At 60.4% G+C, this 18,450-nt stretch carries 16 protein-coding genes; 9 read left to right on the forward strand and 7 right to left on the reverse strand.

Annotated elements, in window-relative coordinates:
* Positions 1 to 28 precede the first annotated feature (28 nt).
* Positions 29 to 973 carry a GlxA family transcriptional regulator gene (locus tag A6D6_RS08775; protein WP_159660509.1) on the forward strand — a complete coding sequence of 315 codons (945 nt, stop codon included), beginning with the start codon at positions 29 to 31 and terminating at the stop codon, positions 971 to 973.
* A 39-nt stretch (positions 974 to 1,012) separates the two neighbouring features.
* Here A6D6_RS08775 and A6D6_RS08780 read toward each other — a convergent pair whose 3' ends face one another.
* The 3 genes from A6D6_RS08780 to A6D6_RS08790 all read right to left on the reverse strand — a co-directional run bounded on the left by A6D6_RS08780 (position 1,013) and on the right by A6D6_RS08790 (position 4,525).
* Positions 1,013 to 1,981 (reverse strand): alpha/beta fold hydrolase, encoded by a 969-nt coding sequence (locus A6D6_RS08780; RefSeq protein WP_236564044.1) that lies wholly within the window; start codon positions 1,979 to 1,981, stop codon positions 1,013 to 1,015.
* Positions 1,982 to 2,102: 121 nt separating this feature from the next.
* Positions 2,103 to 2,723 (reverse strand): hypothetical protein, encoded by a 621-nt coding sequence (locus tag A6D6_RS08785; RefSeq protein WP_159660511.1) that lies wholly within the window; start codon positions 2,721 to 2,723, stop codon positions 2,103 to 2,105.
* A 56-nt stretch (positions 2,724 to 2,779) separates the two neighbouring features.
* Positions 2,780 to 4,525, reverse strand: a complete 1,746-nt coding sequence (locus A6D6_RS08790; protein WP_236564045.1) for a DUF1302 domain-containing protein — start codon at positions 4,523 to 4,525, stop codon at positions 2,780 to 2,782.
* A gap of 1,193 nt (positions 4,526 to 5,718) precedes the next feature.
* Here A6D6_RS08790 and A6D6_RS08795 point away from each other — a divergent pair.
* From A6D6_RS08795 to A6D6_RS08830, 8 genes are all read left to right on the forward strand, one after another.
* A complete protein-coding gene (locus A6D6_RS08795; protein ID WP_159660512.1) occupies positions 5,719 to 6,942 on the forward strand; it encodes a branched-chain amino acid ABC transporter substrate-binding protein in 1,224 nt (407 codons plus the stop codon).
* A gap of 67 nt (positions 6,943 to 7,009) precedes the next feature.
* On the forward strand, positions 7,010 to 7,951 hold the full coding sequence (locus tag A6D6_RS08800; RefSeq protein ID WP_133492677.1) for a branched-chain amino acid ABC transporter permease: 942 nt from the start codon (positions 7,010 to 7,012) through the stop codon (positions 7,949 to 7,951).
* The gene (locus A6D6_RS08805; RefSeq protein ID WP_159660513.1) at positions 7,948 to 9,216 is read left to right on the forward strand and encodes a branched-chain amino acid ABC transporter permease; all 1,269 of its coding nucleotides are present in this window, start codon (positions 7,948 to 7,950) and stop codon (positions 9,214 to 9,216) included. Before A6D6_RS08800 ends, A6D6_RS08805 begins: the two co-directional genes overlap by 4 nt.
* Positions 9,213 to 9,959 (forward strand): ABC transporter ATP-binding protein, encoded by a 747-nt coding sequence (locus tag A6D6_RS08810; RefSeq protein WP_159660514.1) that lies wholly within the window; start codon positions 9,213 to 9,215, stop codon positions 9,957 to 9,959. The genes A6D6_RS08805 and A6D6_RS08810 overlap by 4 nt, the downstream gene beginning before the upstream one ends.
* Positions 9,956 to 10,654, forward strand: coding sequence for an ABC transporter ATP-binding protein (locus A6D6_RS08815; RefSeq protein ID WP_201303740.1), 699 nt, complete (start codon positions 9,956 to 9,958; stop codon positions 10,652 to 10,654). The genes A6D6_RS08810 and A6D6_RS08815 overlap by 4 nt, the downstream gene beginning before the upstream one ends.
* Positions 10,651 to 10,839 carry a hypothetical protein gene (locus A6D6_RS08820; RefSeq protein ID WP_133492674.1) on the forward strand — a complete coding sequence of 63 codons (189 nt, stop codon included), beginning with the start codon at positions 10,651 to 10,653 and terminating at the stop codon, positions 10,837 to 10,839. The genes A6D6_RS08815 and A6D6_RS08820 overlap by 4 nt, the downstream gene beginning before the upstream one ends.
* A 221-nt stretch (positions 10,840 to 11,060) precedes the next feature.
* A complete protein-coding gene (locus A6D6_RS08825) occupies positions 11,061 to 12,761 on the forward strand; it encodes a long-chain-fatty-acid--CoA ligase (protein WP_159660515.1) in 1,701 nt (566 codons plus the stop codon).
* Between the two features lie 56 nt (positions 12,762 to 12,817).
* Positions 12,818 to 14,164 carry an MFS transporter gene (locus A6D6_RS08830; RefSeq protein WP_159660516.1) on the forward strand — a complete coding sequence of 449 codons (1,347 nt, stop codon included), beginning with the start codon at positions 12,818 to 12,820 and terminating at the stop codon, positions 14,162 to 14,164.
* Between the two features lie 448 nt (positions 14,165 to 14,612).
* Here A6D6_RS08830 and A6D6_RS08835 read toward each other — a convergent pair whose 3' ends face one another.
* The 4 genes from A6D6_RS08835 to A6D6_RS08850 are packed head-to-tail and all read right to left on the reverse strand — an operon-like array spanning position 14,613 to position 18,426.
* Positions 14,613 to 15,815 carry an acetyl-CoA C-acyltransferase gene (locus A6D6_RS08835; RefSeq protein ID WP_133492671.1) on the reverse strand — a complete coding sequence of 401 codons (1,203 nt, stop codon included), beginning with the start codon at positions 15,813 to 15,815 and terminating at the stop codon, positions 14,613 to 14,615.
* A 36-nt stretch (positions 15,816 to 15,851) separates the two neighbouring features.
* Entirely contained in the window at positions 15,852 to 16,772 is a 921-nt protein-coding gene (locus A6D6_RS08840; RefSeq protein WP_159660517.1) for an SDR family oxidoreductase, read from the reverse strand.
* 45 nt (positions 16,773 to 16,817) lie between these two features.
* Entirely contained in the window at positions 16,818 to 17,285 is a 468-nt protein-coding gene (locus A6D6_RS08845) for a MaoC family dehydratase (RefSeq protein WP_022994025.1), read from the reverse strand.
* A gap of 55 nt (positions 17,286 to 17,340) precedes the next feature.
* Entirely contained in the window at positions 17,341 to 18,426 is a 1,086-nt protein-coding gene (locus tag A6D6_RS08850; RefSeq protein WP_133492669.1) for an acyl-CoA dehydrogenase family protein, read from the reverse strand.
* Positions 18,427 to 18,450 lie beyond the last annotated feature (24 nt).

Below are 18,450 nucleotides of genomic sequence, written 5' to 3' on the forward strand. Positions count from 1 at the left end.
AAATGTCATAAAACAGGCAAAAACCGCCATGATGCGAACCATTGCGGTGGTTATCCATACCGGTTTTCAGGTGTTGGACGCCACTGGCCCGGCCACGGCGTTCGAGATCGCCGAAAGGTTTTGCCCCGGTAGCTATCGGTTGCGCTGGCTGGCGCCGGAGGCAGGAGCCGTGATCAGTTCGTCCGGGGTCAGCGTGATGGCCGAACCGCTGGATGCCGGCCCTTTCGATACCGTCCTGGTGGCGGGGGGCGAGATCGTGCGCTCGCCGTCGGCGGTCGGGGCGCTGATCGGCTGGCTCGCCGGCGTGAGGGCGCGGCGTATCACCAGTGTGTGTTCCGGTGCCTTTCTGCTGGCGGAAGCCGGTTTGCTGGACGGGCGTCGCGCTACCACGCATTGGGAAGGGTGTGACGCGTTTCGTCGGCGCTATCCGCGGGTGCGGTTGGACACGGAATGCATCTTTATCAGAGATGGCCACATCTGGAGCTCGGCGGGTATTTCCGCCGGCATTGATCTGGCCCTGGCCTTGATCGAGGACGACCTGGGGGAGGAGCCGGCGCGTCGTACCGCGCAACAACTGGTGGTGCATCACCGCAGGCCGGGAGGGCAGTCGCAGTTCTCGGCGCTGGTGTCGCTGGGTGGGCGCAGCGGCCGTTTCGCTGAACTGATCCAGTGGATGCGCTTGCATCTGGCGGAGCCGTTGACGGTGGAACGTCTGGCCGAACGCGCCGCCATGAGCCCCCGGCACTTTGCCCGCGGCTTCATGGCGGAAACCGGAGTAACGCCGGCGAAAGCAGTGGAGCGTCTGCGCCTGGAAGTGGCGCGTAACGCGGTGGAAACGGGGTTCGCGTCGTTCGAACGGATCGCCGAGGAAGCCGGATTCAAGGATCCCGGGCGTATGCGCAGGGCTTTTCTGCGCGCTTTTGAACTGCCGCCCCAGGCGTTGAGGCGATCGGCAAGGCAGCGGCGTCACTGAGGACGCCGCGGCGGTTCGCTATTGTTCAAGCGTCCAGGTTCAAGCGTCCAGTTTGTCCAGAAAGGTTTTGAGATGCTGGTTGACCTGGTCCGGCGCTTCCATCTGGATCCAGTGCCCGATGCCGTCGAGGATGATGATATCGGTGAGATCATCCATCTGCGAGGGCATGCGCTCCAGCGCCTTGGCGGCGAATTGGATCACCGGATCCTCCTCGCCGCCAATGAACAGGGCGGTGGGCTGGATTCGTTGGCGGCCGTCGGCGTGCTGTTCTTCCCAGGAGGCGTCCATGGCCCGGTACCAGTTGATGGGGCCGGTCAGGCCGCTGTGCTCGAAACGCTGCACATAGACATCCAGGTCCGCCTCGCTCATCCAGGCCGGTTGCGGCCCTTTGGGCGGCTGCAGGATGTCGAGGAAACCGGTGACCGGCTTGGCGGCACGATGTTTCTCCCGCATGCCGGGGCCGGACAACGCGTGGTACATGCGACGCAGGAAATCCCGTACATCCGCTTCCAGCTCCCGCTCCGGGATTTCCGGTTGCTGAAAATACAGCTGATAGAAAAAGCGCTCGCCGAAGGCTTGACGCATTTGCTCGGTGGGATGACGGGGACCGATCCCGGGGTAGGGCACCGACAGACCCACCACCGCCCGCACCCGCCGGGGATTCTCGCGGGCCACCTGCCAGGCGAGGGCGCAACCCCAGTCATGACCGATGACCACCGCCTGCTCGGCGCCAAAAGCATCGAGTATGCCCATGACGTCCTTGACCAGTTCGCTCTGCCGATAGGCCATCGGCTCCTTGGGCGCGTCACTGTAACCGTAGCCGCGCAGATCCGGTACCAGAACGTGGTAGCCCAGCTCGGCGAGAAAGGGGGCCTGATAACGCCAGGAGTACCCGCATTCGGGGAACCCGTGCAACAGGATAATGGCGGGGCGGCCCCGTTCACCATACTCACCGACGTGGAAGGTGAGACCATTTGCTTCCACGCGCTGTTCTGTAGCGTTTGCCATGTTGAAATGCTGCCTGCTGTTATTGGAATGGGGGCGCGGCTGGTTCCGGCCCGACAGAATCGACAGCATACCGTGCCGAATGGGCGGAACAAAACAAAAACGCCGGGTGTTCCGCCCTAGGCTATTGCGCCTGAAACAAACCGGCGGTGATCAGACCATCGGCGATGGTATCGGCGAATTTTTCCGCGCCGGCTTCCAGACCGCGTTGATTCGCCGTCACCGTGGTGCCTTGCCAGACAATCGCCTGCTGCGCCACATCCCAGAAATCGGTGCGGGTCACATATAGCGTTTCAGTAATAAAAAAGTCCGGACCGAAGGTCTCCGGTTGCATGGTCAGGCCGGCGGTGACCGGCGCCTGGGAGGAGACTCCGCCCCCCACATGCAGGTCCTCGACTTTTTTATCGAGTAAATGAATCGCCACGGCACTGTCGAAGCCTTCGTCACGCATGCGCTGTGCCAGATAATCACGGCTTTTGCCTTCAATGCCTTTGTGGCCGTAGACATCCAGAGCCGCGTGGGCGTCGATACCCCGGTCGCGCAGCCGGTCGACGATGGCATGCTCCAACAGGGGCCGTATTTCATGGTCCACCAGCAGGCCCACCACCACCGATTGATAGGGGGGCCGCGCCGCCTTCTCGGTGTCGGGCTTCACGTCCACCAGTCTGGTGTTGCTGTACACCGAGAGACAACCGCTCAACAACATCAACAGCAGAGCGGGAAGGGCGTATTTCCTTGCTTTCATTGGTTTTCCTCTTGCTTGCCGGCAACCGCGGGCCACCGGCTTCCTTGTGAAACGGATCAGAAAGTCACGCTGGTGCTCAGTGCCACGTAATCACGATCGGAGACAGTGCTGTAGGCCTGATCATTATAGGTGGTGTAAGACAGCGTGGTGGTGCTGTTGCCATAATCGAACCCCAGCGACAGACCCAGCGAGCGCTGGTCTTCCTGCAGGGAATCATCGCTGGCGTAGCCGTCCACGCCGTGGCGGAATGACAAGCCCGGGGTCACGGTGACCGGGCCGAGCAGGTTGGCGTAGGTGGATTTCACCGACACCTGGTAACCCCAACTGAAATCGGTTACGTAACCTTTGTCGCCGGGGTCGCCCACTCCGTACTGGGTGTGGCGGCGGAAACGCATTTCGCTGGTGCCCGGCAGATCCGGAATCCATTCAAAGGCGGTTTGCAGGGACACGACGGTTTTTTGCGCCTTGAGAAGTTCGGGGATTACCGTGGTGAAGGTGAACTCGGCCCGTTGGATGTCGAATTCCCGGTAGCCGTGGACCACTTCGCCGTTTGCCACTGCGTTGATGTAATCCTGGGTGCCCGGGGGCACTTTGGCGTTGTTGCCGCCCAGGGTACTGTTGGCGGTTTGCGAAGTGAGGTCCGAGGTATTGATCTGGATCGGCATGTCCTTCAGGTAGCTCAGATTCATGGACAGATTGCCGATCCCGGCGAAGGTCTTGTCCGCGGTCAGACCAAAGACCTTGATGTCTTCCGGGTACTCATAAAAGTAGTGTACGCGGTTGAACGGCGACGGTTGTGGGCTGGGCGTATCCAGTTTACGGGTGGAGTAGATCGGCAAACGCATGTGATAGTTGAAATAGTAGGCGCCGACCTTGGCCTTGGCTTTAGCGAACTGGTAGTCGAACTTGAAGCCGTACTGACCGTCGTCGCGAGCGTCGTCGTCTCCCTCCCGCACGAAATACAATCCCTGTTCCTTGGCGTCCTGGCTCGGTAGCGGTGTGCCACCGGAGAAGGTGCCGTTACAACCGATGGCGGTGTTGTCCAGGGAAGAATAGAAAGTGCCGCAGCCGTCCAGCACGGCTTTCTCCCAGTCATACTGATAGAACGCCTTGGCGGAAAGCTGCTCGAATGGGCTGAATTCCAGACTCACCATGCCGGATGGAATCAGATACTCCTGATAGCCAGAACCCGGACGGTGCAGCGCGGCCAGATCCACCGCGTTCAAGGACGACAGTGAGCCGCGCGAGTACATACTACGGCCCCACAGCAGAAATTGATCTCCGACTTTTACCGACAGCGGGTGGCCGTTCAAATCAAAGTTGCCGTACACGTAGGCTTCCTGAACATTACCGCCGGAGAATCGCGCGCGCCGGTCGAAGTCATCGTCGTTGAGGGGGGTATCCGGTTGGTAGCCGTTGGGGAAATGGCCGTGGGGGACGTCCTGTTCCTTGAGGATGTAGTCGTACCAGGCCTTGGCGCTGATCACCGCGCCGTAATCCCGGTATTTGAAGTCGAAGCGGCCGAACAGCTGCGCCACGCCGTTGACCAGGTCGCCGGCGTCGTAATTCATGTTGCCGTCGTCGGCCACCGCCGAATTGGTTTGGCCGCCACCGGGCACGTCCGGGGCGAACAGCAGGTCCTTGTTGGCGGACTGCACCCGCATGGCGGTACCGAGGGCGCCCTTCACCGTCCAGGCGACACCGGCGTCCTCGTTCAGTTGGTTTTCTCCGGCCCAGGACGGCAGGCACAGGGGCAGGGTGCCAAGGGCGCAAGCCGCCCCGGCCAGGACTGTTATCCTCATTGTATTTCGCTCTCCGCTGGGGACCGGTCGAATGGTCCCTGATCGTTACTGTTTTTCTCTTGGTGTCACGACAAGCCGGGCTGTTCCGACCAACGGCGAAAACCGGACGACGTCACCGTCCGCACCGCGTGAACGATCCTTCGAAGTGGAGGCCGGTACCGGACAGGGCACCGGGGCTGGCCATTTCGGCCATGGCAGTCATCCGGCAAGATTGGGACGATCCGCATGGCACCGGAAATGGAGCAGGCAGGCGTTGTTCTTTTGGTTTGGCCGCCGTCCATGGCGGAGTGTTCTTGTAAATCAGTGTTTTAAAAAACGCCGGGAGTGATTCTTCACGTCACCGATGTGACCGCCCGGAGGGCGATCGCCATGGAGGGCGGCCGCATAAAACGATGCGCGGGCATTCAACCCGCCGCCGCCGTGAGGGTCAATAAGGGAAAGCGGGTTGAAATGGTTTAAAAGTGATCAGTGATGGCGGAATCTGCTCAAAAAATGCTCAAAAAGAGAAAAAAATAACAGACATGTATACCTTTTCTCCCCTGGTGTTACTTTGCGTAACGTCTCGGCGTCCGGTGGGGAGCGGCCGGGTAAGCCGGAAAGGCCTTTCATGGTACGGCCGTGCCACGGAAAAGCAAAGGCGAGGATCAGACAGGGTGAAGGCTGTTACTGTTTGTGGGAAAAAAAGTAACACGCCGAAAAAAAAGAGGCTGGTCTGCCGCGTAAAGGCGGTAAATTCGCCGAAACATAAAAAGTTTCGTTCAAAAAAACAGCAGCGCTGCTGTCTCCGTTCACTGTGACCAAACAGTCATCGGCGACAATGGGGCTGGGCGGGCTTGGGGATGACGGTTTTCACCGTATTTCTATCGGTTTTGGTGGTGGACGGAGTACAGCGCATTACTTTAAGAATAGAGGTGGAATTAGAAGAAAGATGAAGGAAAAACAGCAACTTAGTGTTCGTAAATTGGATATGCGATGGGGCTGGACAGGTAAAAAAACTTAGGAACATACTTAACGGCATGGCCGCTTTCGCCGGCCCTGACAGAAACATTGGAATTACATTGAATGCCTCCTTGGCATCATTCAAAGGAACGTCCCCGGCCTGTGAAACGGAAGGATGTTCCACGAAAGTGGATCGTCGCCTACTCGCGGCGATGAAATAAAACGGCAAAACAACAACAAAGTGGAGAGCCTAAATGTTGAAGTCCGTTCGTACCCTCGTCACCGCCTCCTTGCTGCTGGCAGGCACCGCTGTTAGCGCCGCGGAGACGGTGAAACTCGCTTTGATCGACCCGCTCACCGGTCCCATGGCCGCCGCCGGCCAACCGGCGTTCGAACACCTCAAGCTTGAAGCCGAACGCATCAATGCCAATGGCGGCCTGAACGGTGCCAAACTGGAAATCGTCGGTTTGGATAACAAAGTGAACCCGCAGGAGAGCCTGGTACAACTGCAGAAGGCCATCAATGATGGTATCCAGCTGGTGACCCAGGGCAACGGTTCCTCCGTCGCGTCCGCGCTGATTACCTCCGTGGAGAAACACAACCGCCGCAACCCGGGCGAGGAAGTGTTGTACCTGAACTACGCGGCGGTGGATCCGGCGTTCACCAATGATCGCTGCTCCTACTGGCACTTCCGCTTCGATGCCAACGCGGACATGAAAATGAACGCGTTGACCAACTATATCGCCAGTAATAAGGACATTCACAAAGTCTATCTGATCAACCAGGACTACAGCTTCGGTCACGCGGTGTCCAAGTCCGCTCAGGAAATGCTGAAGCAGAAGCGCCCGGACATCGAAATCGTCGGCAATGACTTCCATCCGCTGGCCAAGGTCAAGGACTTCACTCCGTATGTGTCCAAGATCCAGGCTTCCGGCGCCGACGCGGTGATTTCCGGTAACTGGGGTCAGGACATCACCTTGCTGGTGAAAGCCGCCGCCGAATTCGGTCTGAAAGCGCCGTTCTACACCTACTATGGTGCCAGCTCCGGCGTGGTGACCCAGTTGGGTGACAAGGGTGTGGACCGCATCTATCAGATCAACGAGTACTACGGCGATTTCGAAGATCCGGAGATGGCCCAGCGTCAGGTGGAAATGTATGAAAAAACCGGTTGGGACTTCTACTACCTGCGTTTGAGCACCATGCTCGACATGCTCAAGGCGGCCGCCGATAAAGCCGGTTCCACCGATCCGAAGGATCTGGCCAAGGCGCTGGAAGGACTGAGCATCGAAACGCCCACCGGTGAAGTGACCATGCGGGCCGAGGATCACCAGATCCAACTGCCGATGTTCATTTCCGTAATGCAAGACGGCATGAAATACGGCGCGGAAGGCACCGACTACAACTTCCACAAGGTGGCCGAGATCGCTCGTGAGGACGTGACCCTGCCCACCACTTGCCGCATGCGCCGCCCCAACTAAAGGCGGCCATGACTCCTTGTTGATGCAGTAAGGGCAGCGGAGATTCCGCTGCCCCGGGAGCCTGCTCATGCTCGAAATTATCCTCTTTTCGCTGCTGAACGGTATTTTGTACGGCCTTTTGCTGTTCATGCTGTCCAGCGGTCTCACCCTGATCTTCTCCATGATGGGGGTGCTCAACTTCGCCCATGCCAGCTTCTATATGCTGGGCGCCTATTTTGCCTACACCCTGGGTATGCACACCGGATTCTGGCCGGCTCTGATCCTGGCCCCCATTCTGGTGGGCGTTGTGGGCAGCGTGGTGGAACGTTTCGGTCTGCGCCGCGTGCACGCCAACGGTCACGTAGCCGAGCTATTGTTTACCTTCGGTCTGGCCTATGTCATTGACGAACTGGTGCAACTCACCTGGGGTACGGTGGCGGTGCCGTACCGCGAGCCGGAATACCTGCGTGAGCCCTTGTTTACTCTGTTCGGTACGGACTACTCCATTTTCCGCGGCGTGGTCATTCTGATTTCCATTTTGATGTTCGTCGCCCTCTGGTACCTGCTGAAGAAAACCCGGGTTGGCATGATGATCCGCGCCGCCCTCACTCATGGCGCCATGGTCGGACATCTGGGCCATAACGTACCGCGGCTGTTCATGCTGGTGTTCGGCTTCGGCTGTGCGCTTGCCGGGCTTGCCGGTGTTATCGGTGGTCCTCTGCTGGCCACGGAACCGGGTATGGCGGCCACTCTGGGCCCGATTGTCTTCGTGGTGGTCGTGGTGGGCGGCATGGGTTCGCTGCCCGGGGCGTTCTACGCCTCTTTGCTGATTGGCCTGCTGCAGACGTTCTTCGTGGCCATTGACGCTTCCATTGCCGACATTCTCGGTATCTTCGGATTGCAGATCGACCCGTATGGCGAAGTGGCGCGCATCACCCTGGCCAACCTGGCTCCGATGACTCCTTTCATTCTGCTGGTGCTGATTCTGATCTTCCGGCCCCGCGGTCTGATGGGGGAGCTTGAACCATGAGTGACGACATGACTGCTACCATGATCCGCTCCAATAACCGTTTTTCTCTGCGCGGGCTGGTGCCGTGGCTGGTGTTCGCCGCGGTGCTGTTGATCCTGCCTTTCATCTTTACCGATGGCTTCAGCTTCACGCTGATGAACGCTATCGGTATCAATATTGTTTTCGCGCTGTCCTACAACATGCTGTTGGGGCAGGGCGGTATGTTGTCCTTTGGTCATGCGGTATTTTTTGGCCTTGGCAGCTATGCCGCCATGCACGCGATGATCGCCATTGACGACGCCTCCTATGCGGGAGAGGGATTCTGGGCGCACGTGCCAGTGGTGGCCATGCCGCTGATCGGCATGATCGGCGGTGGCCTGGTGGCCTTGATTCTGGGCTGGCCGTTCTGCCGCCGTGCCGGTACCGCCTTTGCCATGATCACGCTCGGGCTCGGCGAGATGATCGCCGCCGCCGGCCAGATGTTCCCCTCCGTGTTCGGTGGTGAGGCGGGCATCTACGGTAATCGCATGGTCGGACCGCAATGGTTCGGTCTGGAGCTGGCACAGGCAGCGGATGTGTACTGGTTCATCGCGTTCTGGACCTTCGCCGCGGTTCTGGCCATGTGGGCTTTCACCCGCACGCCGCTGGGGCGTATGTCCAACGCGGTGCGGGATAACCCGGACCGGATGCAGTTCATCGGCTACCAACCACGCAATATCCGCTTCCTGGTGTTCATCGCGTCCGGCTCCTTTGGCGGTCTTGCCGGCGGTATGGCGGCGGTGAATTACGAGATCATCACGCCGGAGTCGTTGGGGCTGATTCCTTCGGGGCTGGCTCTGCTGATGGCCGCCGTGGGCGGACTGGGTGTGTTTTACGGTCCGATCGTCGGCGCGGTGCTGGTAACGCTGATGAACTCGTTGCTGAGCGATTACTCGGACGCCTCGATTTTGTATGTGGGGCTGATTTTCCTGGCCATCGTGATGTTCGCGCCGCGTGGTCTGGGCGGCGGTATCGAGCATGTTCGGACCGCTTACCGTGAAGGCCATTTGACGCGACGTCTGCCGGGCTGGCTCGGAGGTGCCGTAGCGGTCTTGTTGATCGCGCTAGGGTTGATCATTGCCATCGAGCTGATGTTCGCCGGCCATGGTGGTGGCGATACCGTGAACGTCTTCGGCATGCAATTCCAGGCGGGTGGCATCACCGGCTGGCTGGCCGCCGTGGCGGCGTTGGTGATCGGCGTGCTGGTAATGCGGGCGACCAAGAAAAACCGGGAGGTGAACGCATGAGCGCCTTGACCATCAAGGGGCTGAAAAAGCAGTTCGGCCCCGCGGAAGTAATCTGTGGCGTGGACCTGGAAGTGGAGAAAAACGAGGTCCACGCTGTTATCGGCCCCAACGGTGCCGGTAAATCCACGTTCTTCAATCTGCTGTCCGGCGCTTTTCCTCCCACCAGTGGAGAAATTCAGCTGTTCGGGGAACGCATCGACGGCCTGTCGCCGGAGAAGATTCAGCAACGGGGGCTGGCGCGTTCGTTCCAGGTGAGCAACGTATTTGTCAATCTCAGTGTGTTTGAGAATTTGCGTTGCGCCTGCTTCAAGCAAAGCCATGCCGGCTACGTTTTCTGGCGCCCGGCGGCGCGGGTACGAGAAGCCAATCGGCGTGCCGAGGAAGTGCTGGAAATGATTGGTCTGCAAGCACTGCGTGACGTGCCGGCCGGCTCTCTGCCGTATGCCAGCCAGCGGGCGCTGGAAATCGGCATGACCATCGCCTGCGATGCCCCGGTGGTATTACTGGATGAGCCCACCGCGGGGATGAGTAATAGCGAAACCGCCCAGGCCATCAAGTTGATCCGTCAGGTGGCCGAAGGCCGGACCCTGATGATCGTGGAACACGATATGGGGGTGGTGTTCGAACTGGCCGACCGTATCTCGGTTCTGGTGTACGGCAAAATCATCGCCACCGGCAAACCGGAGGACATCCGTAACGATCCCAAAGTACGGGAAGCCTATCTTGGCGAGGAGGCGGCATGATGCTGGAAGTCAACGATCTGCACGCTTACTACGGCAAAAGTCACATCCTCAACGGGGTGAATTTCCATCTCAACGAAGGCGAAGTGGTGTCGCTGCTGGGGCGAAATGGCGTTGGCCGTTCCACCACGGTGAAATCGATCATGGGCGAAGTGCCGCCGCAGGGATCGATCCGTTTCCGGGGCAAGGAAATCGCCGGCCTGCCCAGCCATGCCATCGCCCGCCGCGGGTTGGGGTATGTGCCGGAGGACCGGGATATTTTCCCCACCCTGACGGTTCGCCAGAATCTGGAGCTGGGCATAAAGAATCCGCGCAAACCAGGCAAATGGAAGGTTCAGCAGATGCTGGATATGTTCCCCAACCTGGCGCGCCGCGCGGACTCTCCAGCCGGAGTGCTCTCCGGCGGGGAAAAGCAGATGCTGACCATGTGCCGCACGCTGATGGGTGACCCGGAGCTGATGATGATCGACGAACCCACCGAAGGGTTGGCACCGTTGATCGTCAAGCAAATCGGTGAATTGATCAGTGACATCGCCAACGCCGGTGTGTCCATTCTGCTGGTGGAACAGAAACTCTCCATCGCCATGGATATTTCACACCGGGTGCTGGTAATGGGCCACGGCCAGATCGTTTTCGAGGGTACGCCGGAAGAACTGCGTGCCGATGAGGCGATCCGCAAGGAGTGGCTCGAAGTATGAATTTCGATGGCGGCCCTGGTCGCCATCGCTACCCTTTACGCATTCCATTGAGCTTTGAGCTGACCCGTCCTCTGGACGGGTTTTTTTGTCACGGTTCAGAGAAAAAGTGGTTGTTCTCAACGAAGCGGCTGAACCGCCTCACGGCTCTCCACGAAAAACCTCCGCTCGTCGCGCGCCTGACCTGAACTCACCGGTAGATCGGCTATTCGCACCTTTTCAGGCCTCCTGGGGCGCGAAAAGATGGTTGAGCGTCAGGAAAAGACGGTGCGGATGTTCTTCCCACATGCCTCCATCCACCCTGCCGGTGAAGGCTCGCCTCGAACGTGCCCGGTAATCACCGGCTTTCCCAGACGTAAAGACACGCTGCCCATGGAGCGCGTGCAGGCTTTTTTTCGGGAGACATACAATGAATAACCAACCCTGGCTGAAGTCCTACCCCCCGGGCGTGCGTTGGGACGCCGAAATCACCCCCAAAGCGGTACAGCGGATCCTGGCTGATGCGGTGGCTAATCACCCGGAGCAACCCGCGATCGACTTTATGGGGCGAAACATGAACTACCGCGAGCTCGGCGCGTTGACCGATCGGGTCGCCGCCGGGCTGCAGAAGCTCGGTGTCGGGCCGGGCGTTCATGTCGGCCTGTTCCTGCCCAACACGCCACATTACCTGGTCTGCCTTTTTGGCGTACTGCAAGCCGGCGGCACGGTGGTGAACTATTCGCCGCTCGACGCCGCCAATGTGCTCAAGCACAAGATCGAGGACAGCCAGACCGATTTTCTCATTACGCTGGATATGGCTGCTCTATACCCGCAGATGGCCGCCATGCTGGGCACGACACGGCTGAAAACGTTGATTGTCGGCAATCTGGCGGAAATGGCGGGTGCCCCGGAGCAGGTGGCGGCGGCGATGGCCGCCAGGGGAGAGACCGTGGCTATTCCCGCCGATGGGCGGCATATGTGCTTCGCCGAGCTGGTCGATAACGATGGCTGGTACCGGGCCCACGGCATCGACGATCCGCGCGAGACTCTCGCCATTCTGCAGTACACGGGGGGTACCACGGGGCTGCCCAAGGGGGCGATGCTGACACACGGTAATTTGTCCTCGGCGGTGGAGCAGGTGGTCACCACCGGACTGGGCACGCCGCCGATGTTCGAGATGGGCAAGGAACGCGTGCTCGCGGTGCTGCCGCCTTTCCATATCTACGCGCTGACCGTCAACCTGCTGCTGGCCGTGCGCCTCGCGGCGGAAATCGTGCAGCATGTGCGCTTCGATCCGAAGACGGCGCTGCATGATATCACCGAGAAGAAGCTCACTTTTTTCTGTGGCGTGCCGACCATGTTCACCGCCGTCATCAACGATCCCGATGCCGCCCGCTATGACCTGCGTACGCTCAAGATGTGCAATTCGGGTGGCGCGCCGTTGCCAGTGGAGGTGGGAAATCGCTTCAACGCCATTACCGGCACCCGGCTGGCGGAAGGCTGGGGTATGACCGAAACCTCGCCGACCGGGACTTTCTCGCCCATTCCAGGCAAGCGCAAGGCCGGTTCCTGCGGCATTCCACATCCTGGCGTGACCATCAAAATGCTCGATCTGGACGACCCGACGCGCTACGTGCCGCTGGGTGAGAAAGGCGAGATCTGCATCCAGGGGCCCAATGTAATGAAGGGCTACTGGAACAAACCGGAGGCCACCGTCGAGAGCACTACCTTCGACGGCTTCTTCCGCACCGGCGACATCGGCTACATGGACGAGGACGGCTTCGTTTTCATCGTTGATCGCTGCAAGGACATGCTGTTGTGCAGTGGCTACAACGTCTATCCGCGTGTGCTTGAAGAAGCTATCTACCAACACCCCGCCGTTGCGGAAGTGGCTGTTATCGGCGTGCCGGATGAGTACCGGGGACAGTCTCCCAAGGCTTTTGTCACGCTCAAGCACGGCGCCAGTCCCTTCACGCTGGAACAGCTGCAGGTTTTCCTCAAGGACAAGCTGGGCAAGCATGAGATGGTGCACGGCCTGGAGATCCGTGAGGCACTGCCCAAGACCGCCGTGGGCAAGCTGTCGAAGAAAGATCTGGTTGATGAAGACGCCCGGCGCCGTGTCGCCGTGTGACGCCTGTCGAGCAGCCCAACAACGATAAAACGAAAGAACAAAAAGGGAGACCTGTCATGGCTCACCATGCTCCGGATCACAAGGCGCCCACCGTTCAGTACAGCCCACGGGATGAGGCGTTGTTTTCCAAAATCAGTTGGCGTCTGCTGCCACTGTTGATCGTCTGTTACATCATCGCCTTCCTCGACCGCGTTAATATCGGTTTTGCACAGTTACAGATGAAGGAGTCGCTGCCATTCAGTGATGCCGCCTACGCCTTTGGCGCGGGTGTCTTCTTTGTCGGTTACTTTCTGTTCGAGGTGCCCAGCAACCTGATTCTCGAGCGGATCGGCGCGCGTAAAACCCTGCTGCGTATTATGTTCTGCTGGGGCCTGGTCGCTTCGGCCATGATGTTTGTGCAAACCACCACGGTGTTCTATGTCCTGCGCTTCTTGCTGGGGGTCTTCGAGGCCGGTTTCTTTCCCGGCATCATTCTGTATCTGACCTATTGGTATCCGGGGCCGCGGCGTGGCAAGGCGATCGCCCTGTTCATGACCGGTGCCACTATCGCCTATCTGCTCGCGGGACCCATGTCGGGTGCCATCATGAAGTACATGGATGGTGTGATGGGGTATCGGGGTTGGCAGTGGCTGTTCGTCATGCAAGGCCTGCCCGCCACATTTCTCGGCGTTTTTGCTTTCTTTTATCTCAAGGACAAACCGGAAGACGCCAACTGGCTGTCCGCTGATGAAAAGTCCCGTTTGCGCCAACTGCTTGACGATGACGAGGCACAGGCCGGCCAGGGAACCTCGCACGGTTCATTTGGCACACTGCTGGCCAGCCCCCAGGTCTGGGTGATGTCGCTTGTGTATTTTTTGGTTCTGGGCGCCACTTACGTGATGGTGTTCTGGGCGCCGACACTGATCAAAAGCTGGGGCGTGAAGGATGTTTTCACCGTCGGTTTGCTTTCGTCCATCGGCCCGGCGATTACTGTCTTCGCCATGGTATTCATCGGGCGCAGCTCCGACAGGCATAACGAGCGGCGCCGGCATTTCATGTTCTGCTGCTCATTGTGTGCGATCGGTGCGGTCGTTCTCGTCTTCACTCAAGGCACGCTGGTGTTGTCGCTTCTGGGCCTGGTTATTCTCACGGTTGGCCAGTCGTCAGCGACGCCGCTGTTCTTTGCCGCCACCAGTGAGGTCATTCCCAAGAAGATCGCGGCCGGAGGTATCGCGCTGGTCAGCAGCCTGGGCAATCTGGGACCCGCGGTCATGCCCTCGGTGGTGTCTTTCGTCAACACCGCCACGGGGACGCCCAAGGCCTCGCTCTACCTGGTGGCGGGCTTCTGGCTGGTGGCCGGTCTTATTCTCATGGCGGTGGTGAAGACCAGGATTGTGGCGCGGCCGGCGCTCGCGACCACGTGATGCGGCCTTCCTGACGGGCTGAAAACGCCATTGCCAGCAGGCTGGTTCCCACGGCAATGGGCTACGAAGCCGCTGTGGGAGCGTGCTTGCAAGCGAATGGGCAACGGTCCGGGGGTATTCGCGGCCAAGGCCGCTTCCCACGGCAATGGGCTACGAAGCCGCTGTGGGAGCGTGCTTGCAAGCGAATGGGCAACGGTCCGGGGGCATTCGCGGCCAAGGCCGCTTCCCACGCTACTCCGTGGGAGATGCTATCTGGAGAAAGTAATGGTGGCGAAAAAAACCGCACCAGCGGCCCTCATGATGTGGTCGTGCCCGGGGAAGGGTACCCAGAGAGGGTAGGGGCACGGCCAACGCGGACGGCCGGTTGGGAGGCCGTCCAGGCTGGTGCGGTAAAACCGGGAATCCGGCGGCCGGGGAGGACCGCCGGAGAGTTATCGAGGGGATGGGATCAGAATACCTCGAACAGACCGGCGCCACCCATGCCGCCGCCGATGCACATGCTCACCACCACGTACTTGGCGCCGCGACGCTTACCTTCGATCAGCGCGTGGCCGACCATGCGGGCGCCGGACATGCCGTAGGGGTGGCCGATGGAGATGGCGCCGCCGTTGACGTTGTATTTTTCCGGGTCGATGCCCAGCTCGTCACGGCAGTACAGACACTGGCTGGCGAACGCTTCGTTCAGTTCCCACAGGCCGATGTCATCGATTTTCAGACCGAAGCGTTGCAGCAGCTTGGGAACGGCGAACACCGGACCAATGCCCATTTCGTTCGGATCGCAGCCGGCCACGGCCATGCCACGGTAGGCACCCAGCGGGGCCAGACCCAGACGCTCGGCTTCCTTGGCTTCCATCAGCACGCTGGCGCTGGCGCCGTCGGACAGTTGGGAGGCGTTACCGGCGGTGATGAAGCGGCCTTCGCTCACCTGCTGGCCATCCTTGAACACCGGCTGCAGTTTCTGCAGGTCTTCCAGTTTGGTTTGCGGACGGTTGCCCTCGTCCTTGGACAGGGTCACTTCCTGATCGGAAACCTCTTTGGTCTCCTTGTTCATGACCTTCATGATGGTGGTCATGGGCACGATTTCATCGTCGAACTTGCCGGCTTCCTGGGCGGCGGCGGTACGCATCTGGGACTGATAGGCGTATTCGTCCTGAGCTTCCCGGGAAACGTTGTAGCGGTCGGCGACGATCTCAGCGGTTTCCAGCATGGACATGTAGATGTCCGGGCGGTGTTCCTTCAACCATGGATCCGCGGCGCGGTAGCGGTTCTGCTTGTCGTTCTGCACCAGGGAGATGGATTCCAGGCCACCAGCCACGGCCACGTCCATGTTATCCACCATGATCTGCTTGGCGGCGGTGGCGATGGACATCAGGCCGGAGGAACACTGACGGTCCATGGTCATGGCGGAAACGGAGGTCGGCAGGCCAGCGCGCAGAGCGGCCTGGCGAGCCACGTTGCCACCGGTGCTGCCTTGCTGGAGGGCGGCGCCCATGATCACGTCCTGGATGGTTTCCGGATCGATCTTGGCGCGCTCCACGGCGTGCTTGATGGCATGGGCACCCAGCGCCTGGCCCTGGGTATCGTTGAAGGCACCCCGGTAGGCTTTGCCGATGGGGGTACGGGCGGTGGAAACAATGACAGCTTCTCTCATGATGGGCCTCGTTGCTCAAATAAAAGGGGGTTCAGGTTAGCCCAGTTTAATGCCTTTGGCCTGGGCGGCTTTGGTCAGGATCTTGGAGACATGTTCGCCGCCGTTGTGCATTTCACGGGCGTTGCTCATGTCCGCGAGTTCCTCGAAATGGGCGGCGATGGCGTCCGGCGTGCGCTCGCCTTCCCGCAGATAGATACCTTCACTCTCCATCAGACGCACGGTGGCGTAGCAGCCGGCGCCGGCCAGCAGGATGCGACGGTTGGGGGCCTGATCGCTGGCCAGGAACAATACCGCGGGAGTGATCTCGCTGGGTTCCAGCAGAGCCAGCACTTCCTTGGGCATCAGATCCTCGGTCATGCGGGTGGCGGCGGTGGGCGCCACGCAGTTGATCTTGATGTCGTACTTCTCGCCTTCCAGACAGAGGGTGTTCATCATTCCGGCCACGCCCATCTTGGCGGCGCCGTAGTTGGTCTGGCCGAAGTTGCCATACAGACCGGAGGTGGACGTGGTCATGATCACCCGGCCGTAGCCTTGTTCACGCATTACCGGCCAGACCGCGCGGGTGCAGATGGCGGAGCCGGTGAGATGCACGGCGATCACTTTGTCCCAGTCGCTCATTTCCATTTTCGCGAAGCTTTTGTCGCGCAGGATACCAGCGTTGTTGACCAGGATGTCGATGCGGCCCCACTGGTCCAGGGTCTGCTGGACCATGGCCTGCACCTGTTCCTTATTGGACACGTCGGCACCGTTGGCGATGGCTTCGCCGCCGGCTTCGACGATTTCCGCCACCACTTTTTCCGCGGCTTCGCTGGAGCCACCGGTGCCGTCGCGGGCGCCGCCGAAATCATTGACCACCACCTTGGCGCCCAGCCGGGCCAGTTCCAGCGCGTGGGAACGGCCCAGGCCGTTGGCGGCACCGGTGACGATCGCCACCCGGCCTTCAAAATTAATGCTCATCGATGTTCTCCTGATTTGTCCTGGTGCACCGGGTAAATGCGGCGCTTACCCCAACACCACCAGGCTCAGCCATTCGCAGGCGATGGCGGGCTTGTCCACGCCTTCGATCTCCACGGAGATGGCATAGCGGATCAACAACTGGTTGTCGCCCCGGGGTTCCACCTGGGCCAGTTTGAAGTGGCCGCGCACCTGGGAGCCGGAGCGTACCGGGTTGAGAAAACGGATCTTGTCGAACCCGTAGTTAATGCCCATCACCGTGCCTTGCACGCCGGGTACCACGTCCATGGCCATGGCGGACAGCAGGGACAGGCTGAGGAAACCGTGGGCGATGGTGCCGCCGAAAGGTGTTTCCTTGGCGGCCCGTTCCGGGTCGATGTGGATCCACTGCGGATCCTCGGTGAGGTCGGCGAATTGATCAATGCGTTCCTGGGATACCGGGAACCAGCGGGAGGTACCCAGATCCTCGCCCACCTTGGCCCGCAGTTGTTCGACGCTGAGTTTGTTGTTGAACATATTATTATCTCCTGATCGTCACTGGAGGAGCGGGCGTACCCGCTCCCATCCGGGCTCAATAACCGCCAAGCGTGGCGAAGCGGTCAGCGCAGAAGTTGGCGTCACCGAGGGTTTCGCCACCGGCGCGGGCCCGCTTCAGGAAGAAGCCGATATCGAACTCGTCGGTCATACCGATACCACCGTGCATCTGCACGCCTTCCTGACCGGCCAGCAGGGCGGTGCGGGCGGCTTTGCCCTTGGCGGCGAACACCTGGGCATCGGCGTTGTCGGCGTTGTTGTCGCAGGCATCCAGGGCCTGAAGCGCCAGCGCTTCGGTCATGGTGACATCGATCATCAACTGCGCGGCACGATGCTGCAATGCCTGGAAAGTACCGATCAGACGGCCGAACTGCTTGCGTTCCTTCAGGTAGCCCAGGGTGCGTTCGAACACCTCCCGGGACAGGCCCGCCAGTTCCGCGGCCAGTACCGCGCGGCCGGCGCGCAGAGCGGCCCGCAGAGCGGCGGCGCCGTCGGCCATGGGTTCGGCGTCAACGTTATCGAAGTGGATGCGGGCGGCGTTACGGCTGTCGGCCATGATGGTCCGCTCGATGGTGACGCCGGACGCTTTCGGGTCTACCAGGTAAAGGGCGATATCCTGGCCATCGGTGGCGGCGACCAGCAACAGGTCGGCCACGTGGCCGTCCAGGACCAGCAGTTTGTCGCCGCTGATCTTGCCGCCTTCATAACGGGTGCTCAGGTTGTCGGGACGATGCTTGGCGCCTTCGTCCACGGCCAGGGCCACCAGCGCGGTGCCTTCGGCGATGGCCGGTAGCCATTGGCTTTGCTGCTCGGCGGTGGCGCCGGTGCTCAGCGCGGTGGCGCCCAATACCGCGGTGGACAGGAACGGAGTCACCGAGAGATTGCGGCCGATTTCCTGGGCCACCAGGCCGGCGCCGACCAGGCCAAAGGCGATGCCGCCATGTTCCTCGGGCACCAGAATGCCGGTCAGGCCAGCTTCCACCATGGCTTGCCACAGGGGCTGGTCATAGCCTTTCTCGTCGCGGCTGTCACGCAGCTCGCGCAGGCGGGACACCGGGCCCTTGTCGGCCATCAGCCGGGCCACGGAGTCCTGGAGCATCTGTTGTTCGTCGTTCAGTCTCATAGTCTTTACTCCCAGAAAAGGGGC

It is taken from the genome of Alcanivorax xiamenensis (genome assembly GCF_009846745.1).
Classification (GTDB): domain Bacteria; phylum Pseudomonadota; class Gammaproteobacteria; order Pseudomonadales; family Alcanivoracaceae; genus Alloalcanivorax; species Alloalcanivorax xiamenensis.

Coding starts and splice junctions, on each gene's coding strand:
- A6D6_RS08825 (WP_159660515.1), top strand. CDS start 11,061: ATGAATAACCAACCCTGGCTGAAGTCCTACCCCCCGGGCGTGCGTTGG.
- A6D6_RS08815 (WP_201303740.1), top strand. CDS start 9,956: ATGATGCTGGAAGTCAACGATCTGCACGCTTACTACGGCAAAAGTCAC.
- A6D6_RS08810 (WP_159660514.1), top strand. CDS start 9,213: ATGAGCGCCTTGACCATCAAGGGGCTGAAAAAGCAGTTCGGCCCCGCG.
- A6D6_RS08820 (WP_133492674.1), top strand. CDS start 10,651: ATGAATTTCGATGGCGGCCCTGGTCGCCATCGCTACCCTTTACGCATT.
- A6D6_RS08800 (WP_133492677.1), top strand. CDS start 7,010: ATGCTCGAAATTATCCTCTTTTCGCTGCTGAACGGTATTTTGTACGGC.
- A6D6_RS08850 (WP_133492669.1), bottom strand. CDS start 18,426: ATGAGACTGAACGACGAACAACAGATGCTCCAGGACTCCGTGGCCCGG.
- A6D6_RS08795 (WP_159660512.1), top strand. CDS start 5,719: ATGTTGAAGTCCGTTCGTACCCTCGTCACCGCCTCCTTGCTGCTGGCA.
- A6D6_RS08840 (WP_159660517.1), bottom strand. CDS start 16,772: ATGAGCATTAATTTTGAAGGCCGGGTGGCGATCGTCACCGGTGCCGCC.
- A6D6_RS08805 (WP_159660513.1), top strand. CDS start 7,948: ATGAGTGACGACATGACTGCTACCATGATCCGCTCCAATAACCGTTTT.
- A6D6_RS08775 (WP_159660509.1), top strand. CDS start 29: ATGATGCGAACCATTGCGGTGGTTATCCATACCGGTTTTCAGGTGTTG.
- A6D6_RS08790 (WP_236564045.1), bottom strand. CDS start 4,525: ATGAGGATAACAGTCCTGGCCGGGGCGGCTTGCGCCCTTGGCACCCTG.
- A6D6_RS08830 (WP_159660516.1), top strand. CDS start 12,818: ATGGCTCACCATGCTCCGGATCACAAGGCGCCCACCGTTCAGTACAGC.
- A6D6_RS08845 (WP_022994025.1), bottom strand. CDS start 17,285: ATGTTCAACAACAAACTCAGCGTCGAACAACTGCGGGCCAAGGTGGGC.
- A6D6_RS08785 (WP_159660511.1), bottom strand. CDS start 2,723: ATGAAAGCAAGGAAATACGCCCTTCCCGCTCTGCTGTTGATGTTGTTG.
- A6D6_RS08780 (WP_236564044.1), bottom strand. CDS start 1,981: ATGGCAAACGCTACAGAACAGCGCGTGGAAGCAAATGGTCTCACCTTC.
- A6D6_RS08835 (WP_133492671.1), bottom strand. CDS start 15,815: ATGAGAGAAGCTGTCATTGTTTCCACCGCCCGTACCCCCATCGGCAAA.